Source organism: Brucella sp. HL-2, assembly GCF_025846885.2.
GTDB classification, from domain to species: Bacteria; Pseudomonadota; Alphaproteobacteria; order Rhizobiales; family Rhizobiaceae; genus Brucella; species Brucella quorumnocens.
On record NZ_JAOYTK010000003.1, the window covers coordinates 298868 to 315964 of the forward strand.

A 17097-nucleotide genomic window follows, 5' to 3' on the forward strand; every position below is an offset into this window, starting at 1 on the left:
CAGATGACCGATCAATTGATCGCTAGCGCCTTACCCAATGCGCCCACAAGAACGCAGCTGTGTGGCATAACGATTGGCCATCGACTGCGCACGTTTCGCACCATTCAGCGCGGTTGCGTTGCCACGCCAGACACCGCGCGAATAGCCTCCATGCCCGGAATAGTAAGCGAGATAGAGACTGTACGCATCTGCCCGGTTAATGCCATTCTTCTGGTAGCTCTGGTAATGATACCAGCCGATGAAGTGAATAGCGTCGCTGAAATTGCTTCGTGATGCAGTCCAACGCCCGGTTTCCCGCTTATAGCGATCCCACGTTCCATTTAGTGCCTGAGAATAACCATAGGCACTGGAAGCGCGCTTCCATGGGATAAATCCGAGCAGCTTGGTGCGCGGCGGACGCGCATAAGGGCGGAATCCGGATTCGGTATAGATTGTCGCCATCAGAACATGGACCGGCACACCGAACTCACGCGAAGTGCGGGTCGCGTCCTTCTGCCAATTATTTATCCAGCCGTCGCGTTGATCAAAGACTGCGCAAACATTACTGACCTGCCGTGGGGCGGTCGCGCAGCCACCAAGAATAACGAGCGCGACGAGAAACAAAACGCGCGTCATGGGGAAACCTCGTTGCTTTTAAAAATTGATAAAACGTAAATATTAAAGAGGAATTAAATTAATACGTTGAATTTATTATGGTTACTGTAAAGTTTACCGTCACTTCTCTAAGTTGCCGGATTGTTGAATTCATTGATAAATCAAGCCCTGTTTTTGATTGTGGAATACGACTAGCGATTGCACAGAACAGCAGTTCACCGTGCTCGATGAAGGCCGAATTGTGACCTATACCGTCTGGGCAATGATTGGCGCTCTTGAATGAGAGGCCAAGTGAGCAATATTTCGCTATAAAAACGCAGGAACAAGCTGGCTGGAGGAATAGCAATGAACGTGCAAAAGCTTCGCGCTGCTTACAACGGATATGTTTCCTGCCTGAATGCTCAGGATTGGCCGTCGCTACATCATTTCGTTGCAGAAACAGCCCAGCATAACAGTCGACATTTGGGTCTTACTGGGTATCGGGAAATGCTTATCCGCGACTATCAGCAAATACCTGATCTTCGCTTCAACATCGGATTGCTGGTTGCTGAACCGCCGATTATTGCCAGTCGTCTTGATTTTGACTGCACGCCAATCGGGAGTTTTCTCAATCTGCCGGTCAACGGCAAAAAAATCCAGTTTTCGGAGAATGTCTTTTACGAATTCGTCGATTACAAAATCGATAAAGTTTGGTCCGTCATCGACAAATCGGCCATCGAAGCGCAGTTGTCGCGGTAGTTTCAGCGCCTACCCTGGCGCTCTGCTCTCAGACGTGACCAGTAGTCGAGCCTTTTGCGAATTTCTCGCTCAAAACCACGCTCCGGCGGATCGTAAAAAACCTGTCGCCCCATCGCTTCCGGGAAGTAGTCCTGACCTGAGAACGCATCTGGCTGATCATGGTCATAAGCATAACCATCTCCGTAGCCTTCATTCTTCATAAGCTTGGTCGGTGCATTCAGTATATGCTTGGGCGGGAGCAGTGATCCATTTTCCTTGGCGGCGCGCATAGAGGCTTTGTAAGCCATATAAACCGCGTTGGATTTAGGTGCTGTCGCGAGATAAACGCAGGCTTGTGCCAAAGCGAGCTCACCTTCCGGCGAGCCAAGATAGTCATAAGCATCCTTGGCCGCATTGCAAATTGCAAGCGCCTGCGGATCAGCAAGACCAATATCCTCCACAGCCATTCGAACCAGCCGACGCCCCAGATAAAGTGGGTCTTCGCCTGCATCGAACATGCGACAAAGATAATAGAGTGCAGCATCCGGATCAGACCCACGCACCGACTTATGCAAAGCCGAAATCAGGTTGTAATGCCCATCCTGCCCCTTGTCATAAACAGGAGCGCGGCGTTGAACCACCTCCTGCAACTTCTCCGCATCAAACACTTCATCGGGTCGAGCGGCACGCCACACTTCCTCAGCGAGCGTTAACGCCGCGCGGCCGTCACCGTCGGCCATCCGAATGAGGCTTGCCCGTGCATCCTCACCGAGCGGCAGCGGACGTTCTTCCTGCTCTTCCGCGCGCGTGAGAAGCGTCGTAATGCTTGTTCCGTCGTGAGGATGAAATGTCAGCACCCTCGCCCGCGACAACAAAGCGGCATTCAGTTCAAACGAAGGGTTTTCTGTCGTGGCACCTATCAGGATAACCGTACCATCTTCCATCACAGGCAGGAAACTATCCTGTTGCGCGCGATTGAAGCGATGAATTTCGTCCACAAACAGCAGGGTCTGACGACCCGACATGCGCCGCGCACGCGCAGATTCAAACACCTTCTTCAGATCAGCCACGCCGGAAAAAATTGCCGAAATCTGCTCAAAGGCAAGCTCGGTTTCACCGGCAAGCAATCGTGCAACCGTTGTCTTGCCGGTTCCCGGAGGTCCCCAGAAGATCATAGACCCAAGCGAACCAGAGGCGATCATTCGTGTTAGCACACCTTCCGGTCCGGTCAGATGTTCCTGCCCTGTCACTTCCGATAGATGACGCGGGCGCAAACGATCAGCAAGCGGCCTGTTACGGTCCGCCTTCGGATCAACCGCATTGGAAAAAAGGTCGCTCATTACGCTTCGCTCGATGCTCAAAAACAAATGTCGTTTCAGGCATAGTCCCGCCTGAAACGACATGCAACAGTTTGGGGTTTGGTATTAAAGCATGTCTCCCAGAAGTGGGACCCGGTTTTTGAGATAAAGACATGCGTTAAAACAAATAGTAGAGGCATTTCTAACGATTCATCTTAAACAGGAAATGCTCTAGCGTACAAACTGGCGGATCAATGCGCCATTGCGTTCCACCTCAAGCCGCCATGCCAAACCGCGTCCACTGTTTAACGCGGCAGTCAGATCATTAATCGTGCGGATTGGATTACCGTTAATACCGCGAATAATGTCGCGTTGACGTAGACCAAGTCGCGCTGCTTGTGAGTTAACAATCACGTCTGTAACGATGACGCCACGTGCCCCATCACGCATCCGCATCTTCGAAGCCATCGACGCAGTAAGCTCTTCAACCACAGCACCTTCAAATGGATTGTCGCCTTTGATTGTCTGCTTTTGCTGTGGCTTTGTCTCAGGTTCCTTCGCAAGCTTCACCGGCAATTTGCTATCCTTGCCATTGCGAACGATATCCAGCGTGACGGTGTTTCCTATACCAGCTGTCGATAGACGATACCCAAGCACATCAACATTATCGGCCCGCACACCCTGAACCGACATGACAACGTCACCGACCTTCAGTCCTGCTTCTTCTGCCGGACCACCTTTGATCACAGCCGTTACAAGCACGCCGAACGACTTATCCATGCCGAGGCTTTCGGCAACATCAGGTGTAATATTCTGGAAGGTTGCACCAATGAAAGGGCGTTCAAAACTCGTGCTACCGCTCAATGCAGCATCAACAACTGCGCGCACCATGTTCGATGGAATGGCAAAGCCAATGCCCACAGAACCACCTGAACGCGAGAAAATTGCCGTATTGATGCCAATCAGACGACTGCGCATGTCGATGAGACCGCCACCAGAGTTACCGGGATTGATCGCAGCATCTGTCTGGATGAAAAAATCGAAGTCCGAAACCCCAACCTGCGTGCGCGACTGAGCCGAAACGATACCGCTTGTCACCGTCTGACCAACCCCAAATGGATTACCGATCGCCAGAACCAGGTCGCCTACTTCAACTTCATCGGAGTTTCCAAGCGCCAGAACCGGAAAGTTCTCCTTTGCTTCAATTTTCAGCACAGCCAGATCTGTGGTTTCGTCACGCAAAAGAACCGTGCTCTCAAACTGACGCCCGTCCGACAGCGCGACCTTGATCTCGTCAGCATCCTTGATGACGTGATTATTAGTCACCACGATACCCGATGCATCGACGATGACGCCTGAGCCGAGGGATTGTTCGGTTCGTGATTTGCCACCGCCGCCAAATTGTTTGCCAAAGAATTGTTCGAAAAACGGATCGCCAGCAAACGGTGATTGCTGTTGCTGCACTTGGCGTGCCGCATAAACATTGACGACGGCTGGTGCTGTTGCCTTCACAAGAGGAGCAAAGGAAAGCTGCATATCTGCACGACTAAGAGGTATCTGTGTGCCCTGAGCCGGAACGGCAGTTTCCTGCGCCATCACAGGCAATGTGACCGTGCTGATGGAAGCAAGAACCAGACCCGTAATCCCATAACGTCGCCAATTCATTCGCAAACTCCAGTTTCCTTAATCCAGCCTCCGATTCCTCGGAGCAATACCGGCAATATGGAGGTAACAAGGCCAAGTATAAAGGGCTGGATTAAGGCGAAACGCATTACAGCTTGGTAATGAATTATGACCGACTATCAGGGCGCCATGATAGGAAGATCAAAATGCTTCTCGAGCGCATTCCGAAACGTGCAAAACGATCTTCGGAAAAGTTGCGCGTGAAAACAAATAATTGAGACGCGCCGATCCGATTCAGTCAAATCGAAACGAGCTGCAAACGCAAAAAAAGGGCCGCACTAGGCGACCCTTTTTATATGCTCTGTCGCGTAAGATTACGCTGCTTCTGCTTCTGCAGCAGCTTCAGCTTCAACGCGTGCACGATCAGCTTTGCCCTTTGCATCGACATCGCGCTCAACGAATTCGACAACTGCCATTGGCGCATTGTCACCAGTACGGAAGCCAGCCTTCATGATGCGGATGTAGCCGCCGTTACGGGTTGCGTAACGAGTAGCAAGTGTGTCGAACAGCTTAGCAACGAGCTGTACGTCGCGGATGGCGGAAATCGCCTGACGACGTGCATGCAAGTCACCGCGCTTGCCGAGAGTGACAAGCTTTTCTACGATTGGACGGATTTCCTTAGCTTTAGGAAGCGTGGTCACAATCTGTTCATGCTCGATGAGCGAAGCCGCCATGTTGGCGAACATTGCCTTGCGATGCGAGGCAGTGCGGTTCAGCTTACGCTGTCCATTACCGTGGCGCATGGCCTTCTCCTTTAATTCGTAACGTACCGGGATATGCCGGTCTTAATATTGGTCTTCGTAGCGCTTGGCGAGATCTTCGATGTTTTCTGGCGGCCAGGCTGGGATTTCCATACCAAGATGGAGACCCATCGATGCCAGAACTTCCTTGATCTCGTTGAGCGACTTGCGGCCGAAATTCGGAGTCCGCAACATCTCGGCTTCCGTCTTCTGGATCAGATCGCCGATGTAGACGATGTTGTCGTTCTTCAGGCAGTTTGCCGAACGTACCGACAATTCGAGCTCGTCTACCTTCTTGAGCAGAGCCGGATTGAAAGCCAGTTCCGCAACCTGTTCCTGCGGAGCTTCCTTCTGTGGCTCTTCGAAGTTGACGAAGACCGCGAGCTGATCCTGAAGAATGCGTGCTGCATAAGCAACTGCATCTTCACCGCTCACGGAACCATTGGTTTCGATGTTGAGCGTAAGCTTGTCGTAATCAAGAACCTGACCTTCACGGGTGTTCTCAATCTTGTACGATACCTTGCGGATCGGCGAGTAAAGGCTGTCAACCGGAATAAGGCCGATTGGAGCATCTTCCGCACGATTACGGTCGGCAGGCACATAGCCCTTACCGGTGTTAACGGTGAATTCCATGCGGATTTCAGCGCCTTCATCCAGCGTGCAGATGACGTGATCCGGATTAAGGATCTCGACATCGCCAACGGTCTGAATGTCACCAGCCGTAACAACGCCCGGGCCTTCCTTGCGGACAACCATGCGCTTCGGGCCTTCACCTTCCATACGGATGGCGATTTCCTTGACGTTCAGAACGATATCCGTGGTGTCTTCGCGGACACCCGGAATGGAAGAGAATTCATGCAGAACGCCATCAATCTGAATGGCGGTCACGGCAGCGCCGCGCAGCGACGACAGAAGCACGCGACGCAGTGCGTTACCAAGCGTCAGACCAAAACCGCGTTCCAGCGGCTCAGCAACGACGGTTGCAAGCGTGCGAGAGCCGTTGGTGTTGAATTCCACCTTGTTCGGCTTGATCAGTTCCTGCCAGTTCTTCTGGATCATGTGGTTTTCCTCTATCAACCGTCGCTACCATCCTATCGTAGCGATCTTGTGAAGAACCGCAGAGGAGCCCCGGAATTAATTTGACTTAATCCAGGGCTCATGCGGCATAAAAACGAAAATCAGACCCGGCGCTTCTTGCGCGGACGGCAGCCGTTGTGCGGGATCGGCGTAACATCGCGGATCGACGTAATCACAAAGCCGGCAGCCTGAAGGGCGCGCAGCGCAGATTCACGGCCAGAGCCCGGTCCGCAAACCTCGACTTCGAGGGAGCGCATGCCATGTTCCTGAGCCTTCTTGGCGCAATCTTCAGCAGCGATCTGTGCGGCAAACGGGGTCGACTTACGCGAACCCTTGAAACCCTGAGCACCTGCGGAAGACCAGGCAATTGCATTGCCCTGTGCATCCGTGATGGTAATCATGGTATTGTTAAACGTCGAATTTACGTGGGCAACGCCCGACGAGATGTTTTTACGTTCGCGGCGGCGAACGCGCTGGGCTTCCTTAGCCATAATAGTCCTCTCAAATCGATCTCTACACCGCCGTAGTTCCAGCGGCTACACCGGTCCATTGAAGACAAGCTCAAGGACCAGCACCGAACCCGACCGGCGTACCGGCTGAGTCCGACGGAACGAAAACGTTCCGTCGATATTACTTCTTCTTACCTGCGATAGCCTTTGCAGGACCCTTACGGGTACGTGCATTGGTATGCGTACGCTGACCGCGAACCGGCAGCGAACGACGATGACGCAGACCGCGGTAGCAGCCAAGGTCCATCAGGCGCTTGATATTCATCGAAACTTCACGACGCAGGTCACCTTCGACCCGGTAGTCAGCATCGATTGCTTCACGGATCTGAAGTACTTCAGCATCCGACAGCTGATTAACGCGACGATCGTCGGCAATGCCAACCTTCGTTACGATCTGCCGAGCAAATTTCGGTCCAATCCCGTGGATGTACTGAAGCGCAATAACAACGCGCTTGTTCGTCGGGATGTTGACGCCAGCGATACGTGCCACGTCTGTTCTCCTTGAGTTGTAATAAATTCCACCTAAGGGACTTATCCCCGAGACAGCATAAATTGACCGGCAACGGCCTTTTTCAATTTCCGCCGCAGCCGACCATTCAAAAACCATTGAAGTGGCGCAGTCTTTGACGGAATCGCCAGAAAAAGTCAACTCTTAACTGTCCGTAAAGCTGCCAAAGCAACTTCGCAGACATTAAAAGAAACTTTTGAAAGCGATAAGCGGACCGAAAAACATAAAATGCACTTCTGTCCGCAATTCTTAAGAGCATAATCCAACCGAAGCGAAACGAGGGTCGATAAGATTATGCTTTCAATAAAAACCAGAGCGCCGATCTGATAAAATCAGACCAGTGGGCACTCTGGTGGTATTTTCAAGCCTTACGCCGGAACAAGAATTCTCTCGATTTCGGCAGTAACTTCTTCAACCGGAGCCATACCATTGATGACCCGGAGTTCACCGGTTCCTGCATAATAGCTGGAAAGCGGTGATGTCTTTTCGCGATATTCAACAAGACGCTTACGGAAAGCTTCCGGGTTATCGTCAGAACGAACCTGACCACCCTTTGCAATCGTTTCAGCCACCCGGTTCTCCATCCGGTTGACCAATGCGTTCTCATCGACCTTGAGCTCGATTACTGCATCGAGCTTGAGACCTTTACCAACGAGCATTTCGCCAAGTGCCTGTGCCTGAGGCACAGTACGAGGATAACCGTCGAGAATGAAACCAGCTGCGCAATCTGGCGCATCAATGCGCTCGGATACGATCTGATTCACGATCTCGTCGGAAACCAGCTGACCCGCATCCATAACGGCCTTGGCGCGCTTCCCGATTTCGCTTTGCTGAGCGACTGCTGCACGCAGCATGTCGCCAGTCGAAAGCTGTGGTATTCCATGCTTCTTGGTAAGAAGTCCAGCCTGCGTCCCCTTACCTGCTCCGGGCGGCCCAAGAAGTATCAGTCTCATTTATTACGTTTCCCACCTCTGAGTTTGGACTTCTTGATCAACCCTTCATACTGATGGGCAACAAGATGTCCCTGAATTTGCGCAACTGTGTCGAGTGTCACGCTGACCACGATCAGCAGCGAAGTACCGCCAAGATAGAATGGCACACCGGTCGCGGAAATCAGGAATTCCGGCAGAAGACAGACAAGCACGATATAGATGGCGCCGACAACCGTAATGCGTGTCAACACATAGTCTATATACTCTGCTGTACGTTCGCCCGGGCGGATACCCGGAATAAAGCCGGAATGCTTCTTAAGCTGGTCAGCCGTGTCCTTGGGATTGAACACGATAGCCGTGTAGAAGAAGCAGAAGAATGCCATCAACCCAGCATAGAACAGCATATAAAGTGGCTGACCATGACCGAGAGCATTGAGAATGGTCGTACCCCACGCCGGCATTTCGGCCGTATTGGCGAAACCTGCAACAGTCGCTGGTAACAGCAGAAGCGACGAAGCAAAGATCGGAGGAATAACGCCAGCCGTGTTTAGCTTGAGCGGCAGATGCGATGTATCGCCCTGGAACATGCGGTTACCAACCTGGCGCTTCGGATACTGGATCAGAAGGCGACGCTGTGCACGTTCAACAAAGACGATGATCGCAATAAGCGCGATAGCCAAAATGATAACGCCAAGGATCAGACCTGTGGACAGAGCGCCCGTACGGCCCAGTTCCAGCGTACCGGAAATAGCGTGTGGAAGGTTTGCGACAATACCGGCGAAAATTATGAGTGAAATACCGTTACCGATACCGCGCGCAGTGATCTGCTCACCCAGCCACATCAGGAACATCGTGCCACCAACGAGCGTGATGACCGACGAAACCAAGAACATTGGTCCAGGATTTGTAACGATGCCGTTACCCGACTGAAGACCAACAGAAATCGCGTAAGCCTGCACAAGTGCGAGAAGCACCGTACCGTAGCGCGTGTACTGATTGATGATCTTGCGGCCCGACTCGCCTTCCTTCTTCAGCGCTTCAAGGGTCGGAACAACCGACGTCATGAGCTGCACGATGATGGAAGCGGAAATATAGGGCATGATGCCAAGTGCGAAAATGGCCATACGACCAACAGCACCACCGGCGAACATGTTGAAAAGCCCAAGAACACCCTGGCTATGCTGCTGGAATGCCTGCGCAAGCGCTTCAGGATTGATCCCGGGAAGCGGAATATACGTTCCAAACCGGTACACGAGCAAAGCGCCCAGTGTAAACCAGATGCGCTTCTTGAGTTCTTCAGCTTTCGAGAAAGCCGAAAAATTGAGATTGGAAACTAGCTGTTCAGCAGCCGATGCCATTAAATTTCTCCGGTGAAAAGTCTCCGGCCCTCCCCCTCTGCCGACACGAATCCCTGAGACCCGCACCCTCAGACAAAGAAGACCCTACCCAGATATGCGCATTGGCATAAAGGTGCAAGCGGCGGCACTAGGGCCGCCGCTTTTTATTTTGTATATCGAAGTCTTATTCAACAGCTGCTTCGGGAAGCTTGACGCTGCCGCCGGCCTTTTCGATCTTTTCGATCGCAGCCTTGGAAGCTCCAGCAACCTCGAAGGCTACCTTAGCCTTCAATTCACCGTCCGAAAGAAGACGGACGCCGTCTTTGGCGCGACGAATCACACCAGCAGCCTTCAGCGCATCAAGGTTCACAACAGCCTTTGCATCGAGCTTGCCTGCGTCGATTGCGGTCTGAACGCGACCGAGCGAAACGACGTTGAAGCTTTTTGCGAAGATGTTCGTGAAGCCGCGCTTTGGCAGACGGCGGTAGATTGGCATCTGGCCGCCTTCAAATCCGTTGATCGCTACGCCAGAACGGGACTTCTGTCCCTTGACGCCGCGGCCAGCGGTCTTGCCGGTGCCGGAGCCGATACCACGGCCAACGCGCTTACGCGCTTTTACAGAACCTGGCTTGTCACGCAGATCGTTGAGTTTCATGTCTCTATCCCCTGCGTTATCAAGCCTCGTCCACAACGCGGACGAGATGCTGAACCTTGGCGATCATACCACGAACTGAAGGAGTATCCTCCAGCGTGCGGCGGCGGTGCATTTTGTTAAGTCCGAGTCCGATCAGCGTTGCACGCTGTTCGGCTGGACGACGGATAGGGCTTCCGATCTGTTCGACCGTAACCGTCTTACCCTTCTTCTCAGCCATCACTCAAATCCCTTGTCTATGGCGTATCCGGTGCTGTTGCACCGGACTGGCACAAACTATCGGCTATTCTTCCGAACCGACCACATCATGGCGACGAGCCTGAAGAGTCGAGTACTTGATGCCGCGCTGTGCAGCAATGTCCTTTGGATGCATCTGATGCTTCAGAGCGTCAAAGGTTGCACGAACCATGTTGTAAGGGTTCGACGAGCCAAGCGACTTAGCAACAACGTCCTGAACGCCAAGCGTCTCGAACACAGCACGCATAGGACCACCAGCAATGATACCCTTACCAGCAGGAGCTGCACGAAGCAGAACCTTGCCAGCGCCGTGACGACCCTGCACATCGTGATGCAGTGTACGACCCGAACGCAGTGGTACGAAAATCATATCGCGCTTAGCAGCTTCAGTAGCCTTACGGATAGCTTCAGGCACTTCACGTGCCTTGCCATGACCGAAGCCTACGCGACCCTTCTGGTCTCCAACTACGACGAGCGCAGCGAAACCGAAGCGACGGCCACCTTTAACGACCTTGGCAACGCGGTTGATGTGAACGAGCTTGTCAACGAATTCGCTGTCGCGCTCCTCACGACCGCGATCCTCGCGGTTACGTTCTCTCTGTGCCATATCCTATTCCTTTATTTTTTTCCGGAAGCACAAAATGCTATTAGAAGCTCAGTCCGCCTTCGCGGGCAGCTTCGGCGAGGGCCTTCACACGACCGTGGTAAATAAATGCACCACGGTCGAACACTACTTCACTGACGCCTGCTTTAACGGCACGCTCTGCAACCAGTTTGCCTACTGCAGCAGCTGCTGCGGAATCGGCGCCGGTCTTGAGCTGGCCCTTCAGGTCGCCATCCAGTGTCGACGCTGCTGCGATGGTAACACCGCGAACGTCGTCGATAACCTGAACGTAGATGTTCTTGGAAGAGCGGTGCACGCTGAGACGTGGACGGCCGTTTGCGACGGCCTTGACCTGCCGGCGTACACGAGCAGCGCGACGCTGCAAAGTTTCTTTTGGCGATGCCATGACGCGCTTCCCTTACTTCTTCTTGCCTTCTTTGCGGACGATTTTCTCGCCAGCATACTTGACGCCCTTGCCCTTGTAAGGCTCGGGGCCGCGATATTCGCGGATCTCAGCCGCGACCTGACCGACCTGCTGCTTGTCGATACCAGTGACGACGATTTCCGTCGGCTTAGGTACAGCAACAGTGATACCAGCAGGCACGTCATAGACCACTTCGTGACTGAAGCCGAGAGAGAGCTGGACATTCTTGCCCTGCATAGCCGCACGATAACCAACGCCGCTAATCTCAAGCTTCTTTTCGAAGCCCTTCTCGACGCCTTCGAAGATGTTAACGATCATCGAACGCGACATGCCCCACTTGGAGCGAGCTTCTTTGGACTGGTCACGAGGATCGACGCTTACAGCGCCGTCTTCGAGCTTAACCAGAACTTCATCGTGCACCACGAAAGACAATTCGCCTTTCGCGCCCTTAGCCTTGACGATCTGCCCATCAACACTGGCGGTCACGCCTGCCGGGACCGGCACGGGTTTTTTACCGATACGAGACATTTTTATACCTGTCTTCTATCTGTTCACTGTCAGCCGCATCAGAAGATGCGGCAGAGCAGCTCACCACCAACGTTTTGTTCACGGGCTTCATGATCCGCCATTACACCCTTAGGTGTGGACAGGATCGAGATGCCAAGACCATTCGCAACCTGCGGGATCGACTTGACCGACACGTAAACGCGACGGCCTGGCTTCGAAACGCGGGTCAGTTCACGAATGACTGGAACGCCTTCATAGTACTTCAGTTCGATTTCGATCTCGGCTTTGCCGTTCACGAATTCACTCTGCGTGTATCCGCGGATGTAGCCTTCAGACTGAAGGACATCAAGAACGCGAGCGCGCAGCTTAGAAGCCGGGGTCGAAACCTTGGTCTTCTTGCGGCCTACTGCGTTACGAATACGGGTCAGCATATCGCCGATAGGATCTGACACAGACATATGCTACTCCTTACCAGCTCGACTTAACTATGCCCGGAATCTGTCCGAGCGAACCCAACTGGCGAAGCGCAATACGCGACATCTTCAGTTTACGGTAATAACCACGCGGACGACCCGAAACTTCGCAACGATTGCGAATACGAACCTTAGCGGAATTGCGCGGCAGTTCGGCGAGCTGAATAGAAGCGCGGAAACGCTCATCCAGCGGAAGGCTCTGATCCATTACGATCGCCTTCAGACGTGCACGCTTTTCAGCATGACGCTTAACCAACTTTTCGCGGCGCTTATTGTTTTCGACTGCGCTAGTCTTGGCCATATTATTATACCTCGCTACGCTTGCCGTTACTGCCGGAATGGGAAGTTGAAGGCGCGCAGAAGAGCGCGGGCTTCATCATCCGTCTTAGCGGTCGTGCAAACGATGATGTCCATGCCCCAGATCTGATCAACTTTATCGTAGTTGATTTCTGGGAACACGATGTGTTCCTTAACGCCCATGGCAAAGTTGCCGCGACCATCAAAGCTCTTCGGATTCAGACCGCGGAAATCTCGAACGCGCGGAAGCGCGATCGTGATCAAACGATCAAGAAATTCGTACATACGATCCGAACGAAGTGTTACCTTCGTACCGATCGGCATGTCTTCACGCAACTTGAAAGTTGCGATCGAATTACGGGCGCGAGTAATGACAGCCTTCTGTCCGGCAATCAAGGCCAGATCTGCTGCAGCAACAGTTGGCTTCTTCGAATCGCCAGTTGCTTCGCCTACACCCATATTCAGGACAACTTTGGTGATGCGAGGAATCTGCATCTCGTTGTCGTATTTGAATTCTTCAAGAAGAGCTTTACGGATCGTGTCCTGATAAATCTTCTTGAAGCGTGGAAGTGCCTTTGCTTCAGACATCAGATCACCGCTCCCGAACGCTTTGCAACGCGAACCTTCTTGCCATCTTCAACACGGAAACCAACGCGAGTTGGCTTGCCATCCTTTGGATCAGCAATGGCCAGATTGGACAGATGGATCGCCGCCTCTTTCGAGATGATGCCGGCTTCCTGTGTCTGAGTCTGGCGCTGGTGACGCTTTACAACATTAATGCCGCGAACCAGTGCTTTTTCGTCCTTAGGCATAACCTGAAGAACTTCGCCTGTACGGCCCTTGTCCTTACCGGACAGCACGACAACGCTGTCGCCTTTGCGAATCTTTTGCATCGTCTTGCTTCCTTACAGAACTTCCGGAGCCAGCGAGATGATCTTCATGTGGCTCTTCGCGCGAAGTTCGCGTGGAACCGGTCCGAAGATACGCGTACCGATAGGCTCTTTCTTATTATCGATGAGAACAGCTGCGTTGTTATCAAAACGAATTACGCTGCCGTCCGGACGACGGATGTCCTTGGCGGTCCGTACGACCACCGCCTTCATCACGTCACCCTTTTTGACGCGGCCGCGCGGAATAGCTTCCTTGATCGACACCACAATAATGTCGCCAACGGAAGCGTAACGCCGCTTCGAGCCGCCCAGCACCTTGATGCACATGACACGACGTGCGCCGGAGTTATCCGCCACGTCGAGGTTTGTTTGCATCTGAATCATGACTGGCCGCCTTCTTTTCCTTCAGCTGGTTAAGGGCTCCTGCCCTACCTAAGCTGCGTGTTTGTAATTTAGCCCGCTACTTCGTTCGAAAGAACGACCCAGCGTTTGTCCTTCGAAATTGGCTTGGATTCCTCAATGGAAACCTGATCGCCAATCTTGAACTGGTTGTTTTCGTCATGCGCCTTGTACTTCTTAGACTGGCGAATGGTCTTCTGGAGGAGCGGATGCGAATAGCGGCGCTCAACCTTAACCACAACAGTCTTATCGTTTTTGTCGCTGACGACAACGCCCTGCAGAACGCGTTTAGGCATTATACTTGTTCCTTATGCCTTGCTTTCGGCCGCCTTCTGGCGGGCGATGGTCTTGATACGCGCAATGTCGCGACGAACTTGCTTCACGCGCGCGGTTTTTTCGAGCTGGCCGGTTGCCTTCTGGAAGCGCAGGTTAAACTGCTCTTTCTTCAGTGCGCCCAACTCATCAGTGATCTGATCGAGGCTTTTCGCCCGAACGTCTGCGGCTTTCATGACTGCCTCTCTTACTCTGCGATGCGCTGAATGAAGCGCGTCTTGACCGACAACTTTGCAGCGCCGAGTCTTAAGGCTTCGCGTGCCACATCTTCGGGTACGCCGTCAAGCTCAAACATTACGCGGCCTGGTGCCACGCGGCATGCCCAGTAGTCAACTGAACCCTTACCTTTACCCATACGGACTTCGGTAGGCTTCGATGTAACTGGCAGATCCGGGAAGATTCGGATCCATACACGGCCCGCACGTTTCATGTGGCGGGTGATCGCGCGGCGAGCCGCTTCGATCTGTCGTGCTGTGACGCGGTCAGGCTCCAGAGCCTTCAAACCGAATGCACCGAAATTAAGATCCGTACCGCCCTTCGAGTTGCCGTGGATACGGCCCTTGAACTGCTTACGGAACTTGGTGCGCTTAGGCTGCATCATTGTTCTCTACTCCAATTTTCTCGCCCGCGACCCGCTTTTTAAGCGTTTTCGCGGCGGCGGTTCTGCTGGGAACCCTGATTGTCACCCTCAACCGCACGACGTTCAGAAGCCATTGGATCGTGCTCAAGGATCTCGCCCTTGAATACCCAAACCTTCACGCCGCAGATGCCGTAAGCGGTCTGCGCTTCTGCCGTACCGTAGTCGATATCGGCACGCAGCGTGTGAAGCGGAACGCGACCTTCGCGATACCATTCCATACGTGCGATTTCAGCGCCGCCCAGACGACCGGAGCAGTTGATACGGATACCTTCGGCACCAAGACGCATTGCCGACTGAACGGCACGCTTCATGGCGCGACGGAATGCCACACGGCGTTCGAGCTGCTGAGCGATCGACTGAGCGATCAGCGTAGCATCGACTTCCGGCTTACGAACTTCAACGATGTTGAGGGACGTATCGGAATTCGTCATTTCGGAAAGCTTCTTGCGAAGCTTTTCGATGTCTGCACCCTTCTTGCCGATGATGATACCCGGACGAGCCGAGTGGATCGTCACGCGGCACTTCTTGTGCGGACGCTCGATTACGATTTTGGAAATCGCAGCCTGCTTGAGTTCGCTCTTAAGATACTCACGGATCTTGACGTCTTCATGCAGCAGCTTGCCGTATTCACCGGTATTTGCGTACCAACGCGAATCCCAAGTGCGGTTGATGCCGAGACGAAAACCGATCGGATTAATCTTCTGGCCCATTATGCGGCCTCCCCTTTTTCCGCAACTTCGCGGACAACAATGGTGAGATGCGAAAACGGCTTTTCGATGCGGCTTGCTTTACCACGTCCACGAACGTGGAAACGCTTCATGACAATTGATTTGCCAACATAAGCTTCAGCAACGATCAGCGCGTCAACATCGAGATCATGATTGTTCTCAGCGTTGGCGATAGCCGATTCGAGCGTCTTTTTCACTGTTTCCGCGATCCGCTTGCGCGAGAACGTCAGATCAGCAAGTGCCGCGTTAACTTTCTTGCCGCGAATCAATGCCGCGACAAGATTAAGCTTCTGCGGGCTGACGCGAAGCGTACGGGCGACGGCTTTCGCCTCGTTATCCTTAAGCTGGCGGGGAGCCTTGGCCTTGCCCATCTGTTACTTCCTCTTTGCCTTCTTGTCCGCGCCGTGACCGTAATAGGTACGTGTCGGCGCGAATTCACCGAACTTATGTCCAACCATTTCTTCGGAGATCGATACCGGCACATGCTTGTTGCCGTTATACACACCGAAGGTCAGGCCAACGAACTGCGGCAAGATAGTGGAGCGACGGCTCCACATCTTGATGACTTCATTACGACCGCCCTCGCGTACCTTCTCAGCTTTCTTGAGAAGATAGCCATCGACGAACGGACCTTTCCAAACTGAACGAGCCACTTCAGACTACCTCTCTTACTTCTTGCGCTGATGACGCGAACGCATGATGAATTTATCGGTCGCCTTATTCGAACGGGTCTTTTTACCCTTCGTAGGCTTGCCCCAAGGCGTGACCGGATGACGACCACCAGAAGTGCGGCCTTCACCACCACCATGCGGGTGGTCAACTGGGTTCATTGCAACACCGCGAACGTGTGGACGCTTACCGCGCCAGACCGAACGACCGGCCTTACCGTCATTGATGTTGCTGTGCTCTGGGTTGGATACTGCGCCAACCGTTGCAAAGCATGCACCGGAAACCAGACGCTGTTCGCCGGAGTTCAGACGCAGGATAGCCATACCCTGGTCACGACCCACGAGCTGTGCATATGCACCAGCCGAACGAGCAATCTGACCACCCTTGCCTGGCTTCATCTCCACATTGTGGATGATGGTGCCTACAGGCATGGACGAAAGCGGCATTGCGTTACCTGGCTTAACGTCGACGGACTGGCCAGAAATGACCTTGTCGCCGGCTGCCAGACGCTGCGGAGCCAGAATGTAGCTCAGCTCGCCGTCTTCGTAGCGGATCAGCGCGATAAACGCGGTGCGGTTTGGATCGTATTCCAGACGTTCAACCGTTGCGACAACGTCATGCTTGCGACGCTTGAAGTCGATGAAACGGTAAGAACGCTTGTGACCGCCGCCCTGAAAGCGAACAGTGATACGACCGGTGTTGTTACGGCCACCCTTCTTGGACAAACCTTCGGTCAATGACTTGACCGGCTTGCCCTTGTAGAGTTCCGAACGGTCCACGATGACCAGCTGACGCTGGCCTGGCGTGGTCGGATTAAAGTGCTTGAGTGCCATTGTCTTTACTCCATGG

The 17097-nt window shown here is 53.3% G+C and carries 27 protein-coding genes; 1 reads left to right on the forward strand and 26 read right to left on the reverse strand.

All coding sequences use genetic code 11. The annotated features are described in order from the left end of the window. Window positions 1–30: 30 nt before the first annotated feature. Window positions 31–615 (reverse strand): transglycosylase SLT domain-containing protein, encoded by a 585-nt coding sequence (locus OIV19_RS07285; protein WP_264231094.1) that lies wholly within the window; start codon window positions 613–615, stop codon window positions 31–33. 324 nt (window positions 616–939) lie between these two features. On the opposite strand from OIV19_RS07285, the gene OIV19_RS07290 reads away from it, so the two are divergent. Beyond that, window positions 940–1332: an ester cyclase gene (locus OIV19_RS07290; protein ID WP_095446801.1), complete on the forward strand. Its 393-nt coding sequence runs from the start codon at window positions 940–942 to the stop codon at window positions 1330–1332. A gap of 2 nt (window positions 1333–1334) precedes the next feature. Here the strand turns inward: OIV19_RS07290 and OIV19_RS07295 are convergent, their stop codons facing one another. The 25 genes from OIV19_RS07295 to rplB all read right to left on the reverse strand — a co-directional run bounded on the left by OIV19_RS07295 (window position 1335) and on the right by rplB (window position 17081). Next, window positions 1335–2651: a replication-associated recombination protein A gene (locus OIV19_RS07295; protein ID WP_264231095.1), complete on the reverse strand. Its 1317-nt coding sequence runs from the start codon at window positions 2649–2651 to the stop codon at window positions 1335–1337. Between the two features lie 189 nt (window positions 2652–2840). Beyond that, window positions 2841–4274, reverse strand: coding sequence for a DegQ family serine endoprotease (locus OIV19_RS07300; RefSeq protein WP_095446803.1), 1434 nt, complete (start codon window positions 4272–4274; stop codon window positions 2841–2843). 332 nt (window positions 4275–4606) lie between these two features. Next, complete coding sequence (gene rplQ, locus OIV19_RS07305; RefSeq protein ID WP_095446804.1) at window positions 4607–5035, reverse strand: 50S ribosomal protein L17; 429 nt, start codon at window positions 5033–5035, stop codon at window positions 4607–4609. 42 nt (window positions 5036–5077) lie between these two features. Continuing rightward, the gene (locus OIV19_RS07310) at window positions 5078–6091 is read right to left on the reverse strand and encodes a DNA-directed RNA polymerase subunit alpha (protein ID WP_024897029.1); all 1014 of its coding nucleotides are present in this window, start codon (window positions 6089–6091) and stop codon (window positions 5078–5080) included. A gap of 119 nt (window positions 6092–6210) precedes the next feature. After that, entirely contained in the window at window positions 6211–6600 is a 390-nt protein-coding gene (gene rpsK, locus OIV19_RS07315) for a 30S ribosomal protein S11 (RefSeq protein ID WP_094577429.1), read from the reverse strand. A gap of 139 nt (window positions 6601–6739) precedes the next feature. After that, a complete protein-coding gene (gene rpsM / locus OIV19_RS07320) occupies window positions 6740–7108 on the reverse strand; it encodes a 30S ribosomal protein S13 (protein WP_094577430.1) in 369 nt (122 codons plus the stop codon). A gap of 386 nt (window positions 7109–7494) precedes the next feature. Next, window positions 7495–8079 (reverse strand): adenylate kinase, encoded by a 585-nt coding sequence (locus OIV19_RS07325; protein WP_095446805.1) that lies wholly within the window; start codon window positions 8077–8079, stop codon window positions 7495–7497. Beyond that, window positions 8076–9416: a preprotein translocase subunit SecY gene (gene secY, locus OIV19_RS07330; RefSeq protein WP_095446806.1), complete on the reverse strand. Its 1341-nt coding sequence runs from the start codon at window positions 9414–9416 to the stop codon at window positions 8076–8078. The genes OIV19_RS07325 and secY overlap by 4 nt, the downstream gene beginning before the upstream one ends. 163 nt (window positions 9417–9579) lie before the next feature. Then, window positions 9580–10050, reverse strand: a complete 471-nt coding sequence (rplO, locus tag OIV19_RS07335; RefSeq protein WP_264231096.1) for a 50S ribosomal protein L15 — start codon at window positions 10048–10050, stop codon at window positions 9580–9582. A 19-nt stretch (window positions 10051–10069) separates the two neighbouring features. Beyond that, window positions 10070–10267, reverse strand: coding sequence for a 50S ribosomal protein L30 (gene rpmD, locus OIV19_RS07340; RefSeq protein WP_007875314.1), 198 nt, complete (start codon window positions 10265–10267; stop codon window positions 10070–10072). Between the two features lie 63 nt (window positions 10268–10330). Beyond that, on the reverse strand, window positions 10331–10891 hold the full coding sequence (gene rpsE / locus OIV19_RS07345) for a 30S ribosomal protein S5 (protein ID WP_024897023.1): 561 nt from the start codon (window positions 10889–10891) through the stop codon (window positions 10331–10333). 40 nt (window positions 10892–10931) lie between these two features. Next, window positions 10932–11294, reverse strand: a complete 363-nt coding sequence (gene rplR / locus OIV19_RS07350) for a 50S ribosomal protein L18 (protein ID WP_094577434.1) — start codon at window positions 11292–11294, stop codon at window positions 10932–10934. A gap of 12 nt (window positions 11295–11306) precedes the next feature. Beyond that, window positions 11307–11840, reverse strand: coding sequence for a 50S ribosomal protein L6 (gene rplF / locus OIV19_RS07355; RefSeq protein WP_095446808.1), 534 nt, complete (start codon window positions 11838–11840; stop codon window positions 11307–11309). Window positions 11841–11878: 38 nt separating this feature from the next. Next, window positions 11879–12277 (reverse strand): 30S ribosomal protein S8, encoded by a 399-nt coding sequence (rpsH, locus tag OIV19_RS07360; protein WP_007875325.1) that lies wholly within the window; start codon window positions 12275–12277, stop codon window positions 11879–11881. A gap of 10 nt (window positions 12278–12287) precedes the next feature. Beyond that, the gene (rpsN, locus tag OIV19_RS07365; RefSeq protein ID WP_095446809.1) at window positions 12288–12593 is read right to left on the reverse strand and encodes a 30S ribosomal protein S14; all 306 of its coding nucleotides are present in this window, start codon (window positions 12591–12593) and stop codon (window positions 12288–12290) included. A gap of 26 nt (window positions 12594–12619) precedes the next feature. After that, entirely contained in the window at window positions 12620–13177 is a 558-nt protein-coding gene (gene rplE, locus OIV19_RS07370; protein WP_095446810.1) for a 50S ribosomal protein L5, read from the reverse strand. Next, entirely contained in the window at window positions 13177–13482 is a 306-nt protein-coding gene (rplX, locus tag OIV19_RS07375) for a 50S ribosomal protein L24 (protein WP_095446811.1), read from the reverse strand. The genes rplE and rplX overlap by 1 nt, the downstream gene beginning before the upstream one ends. Window positions 13483–13494: 12 nt before the next feature. Further along, a complete protein-coding gene (gene rplN, locus OIV19_RS07380) occupies window positions 13495–13863 on the reverse strand; it encodes a 50S ribosomal protein L14 (protein WP_094577439.1) in 369 nt (122 codons plus the stop codon). 68 nt (window positions 13864–13931) lie between these two features. Beyond that, window positions 13932–14174 (reverse strand): 30S ribosomal protein S17, encoded by a 243-nt coding sequence (gene rpsQ / locus OIV19_RS07385; protein ID WP_095446812.1) that lies wholly within the window; start codon window positions 14172–14174, stop codon window positions 13932–13934. Between the two features lie 12 nt (window positions 14175–14186). Further along, a complete protein-coding gene (rpmC, locus tag OIV19_RS07390; RefSeq protein WP_095446813.1) occupies window positions 14187–14387 on the reverse strand; it encodes a 50S ribosomal protein L29 in 201 nt (66 codons plus the stop codon). Between the two features lie 11 nt (window positions 14388–14398). Further along, window positions 14399–14812 (reverse strand): 50S ribosomal protein L16, encoded by a 414-nt coding sequence (gene rplP, locus OIV19_RS07395; protein ID WP_095446814.1) that lies wholly within the window; start codon window positions 14810–14812, stop codon window positions 14399–14401. 38 nt (window positions 14813–14850) lie between these two features. Then, the gene (gene rpsC, locus OIV19_RS07400; RefSeq protein ID WP_024897014.1) at window positions 14851–15561 is read right to left on the reverse strand and encodes a 30S ribosomal protein S3; all 711 of its coding nucleotides are present in this window, start codon (window positions 15559–15561) and stop codon (window positions 14851–14853) included. Then, window positions 15561–15950 carry a 50S ribosomal protein L22 gene (gene rplV, locus OIV19_RS07405; RefSeq protein WP_007875336.1) on the reverse strand — a complete coding sequence of 130 codons (390 nt, stop codon included), beginning with the start codon at window positions 15948–15950 and terminating at the stop codon, window positions 15561–15563. The genes rpsC and rplV overlap by 1 nt, the downstream gene beginning before the upstream one ends. A gap of 3 nt (window positions 15951–15953) precedes the next feature. Further along, a complete protein-coding gene (gene rpsS, locus OIV19_RS07410) occupies window positions 15954–16232 on the reverse strand; it encodes a 30S ribosomal protein S19 (protein ID WP_070997411.1) in 279 nt (92 codons plus the stop codon). A gap of 15 nt (window positions 16233–16247) precedes the next feature. After that, window positions 16248–17081 (reverse strand): 50S ribosomal protein L2, encoded by an 834-nt coding sequence (gene rplB / locus OIV19_RS07415; RefSeq protein ID WP_095446815.1) that lies wholly within the window; start codon window positions 17079–17081, stop codon window positions 16248–16250. Between the last annotated feature and the right edge of the window lie 16 nt (window positions 17082–17097).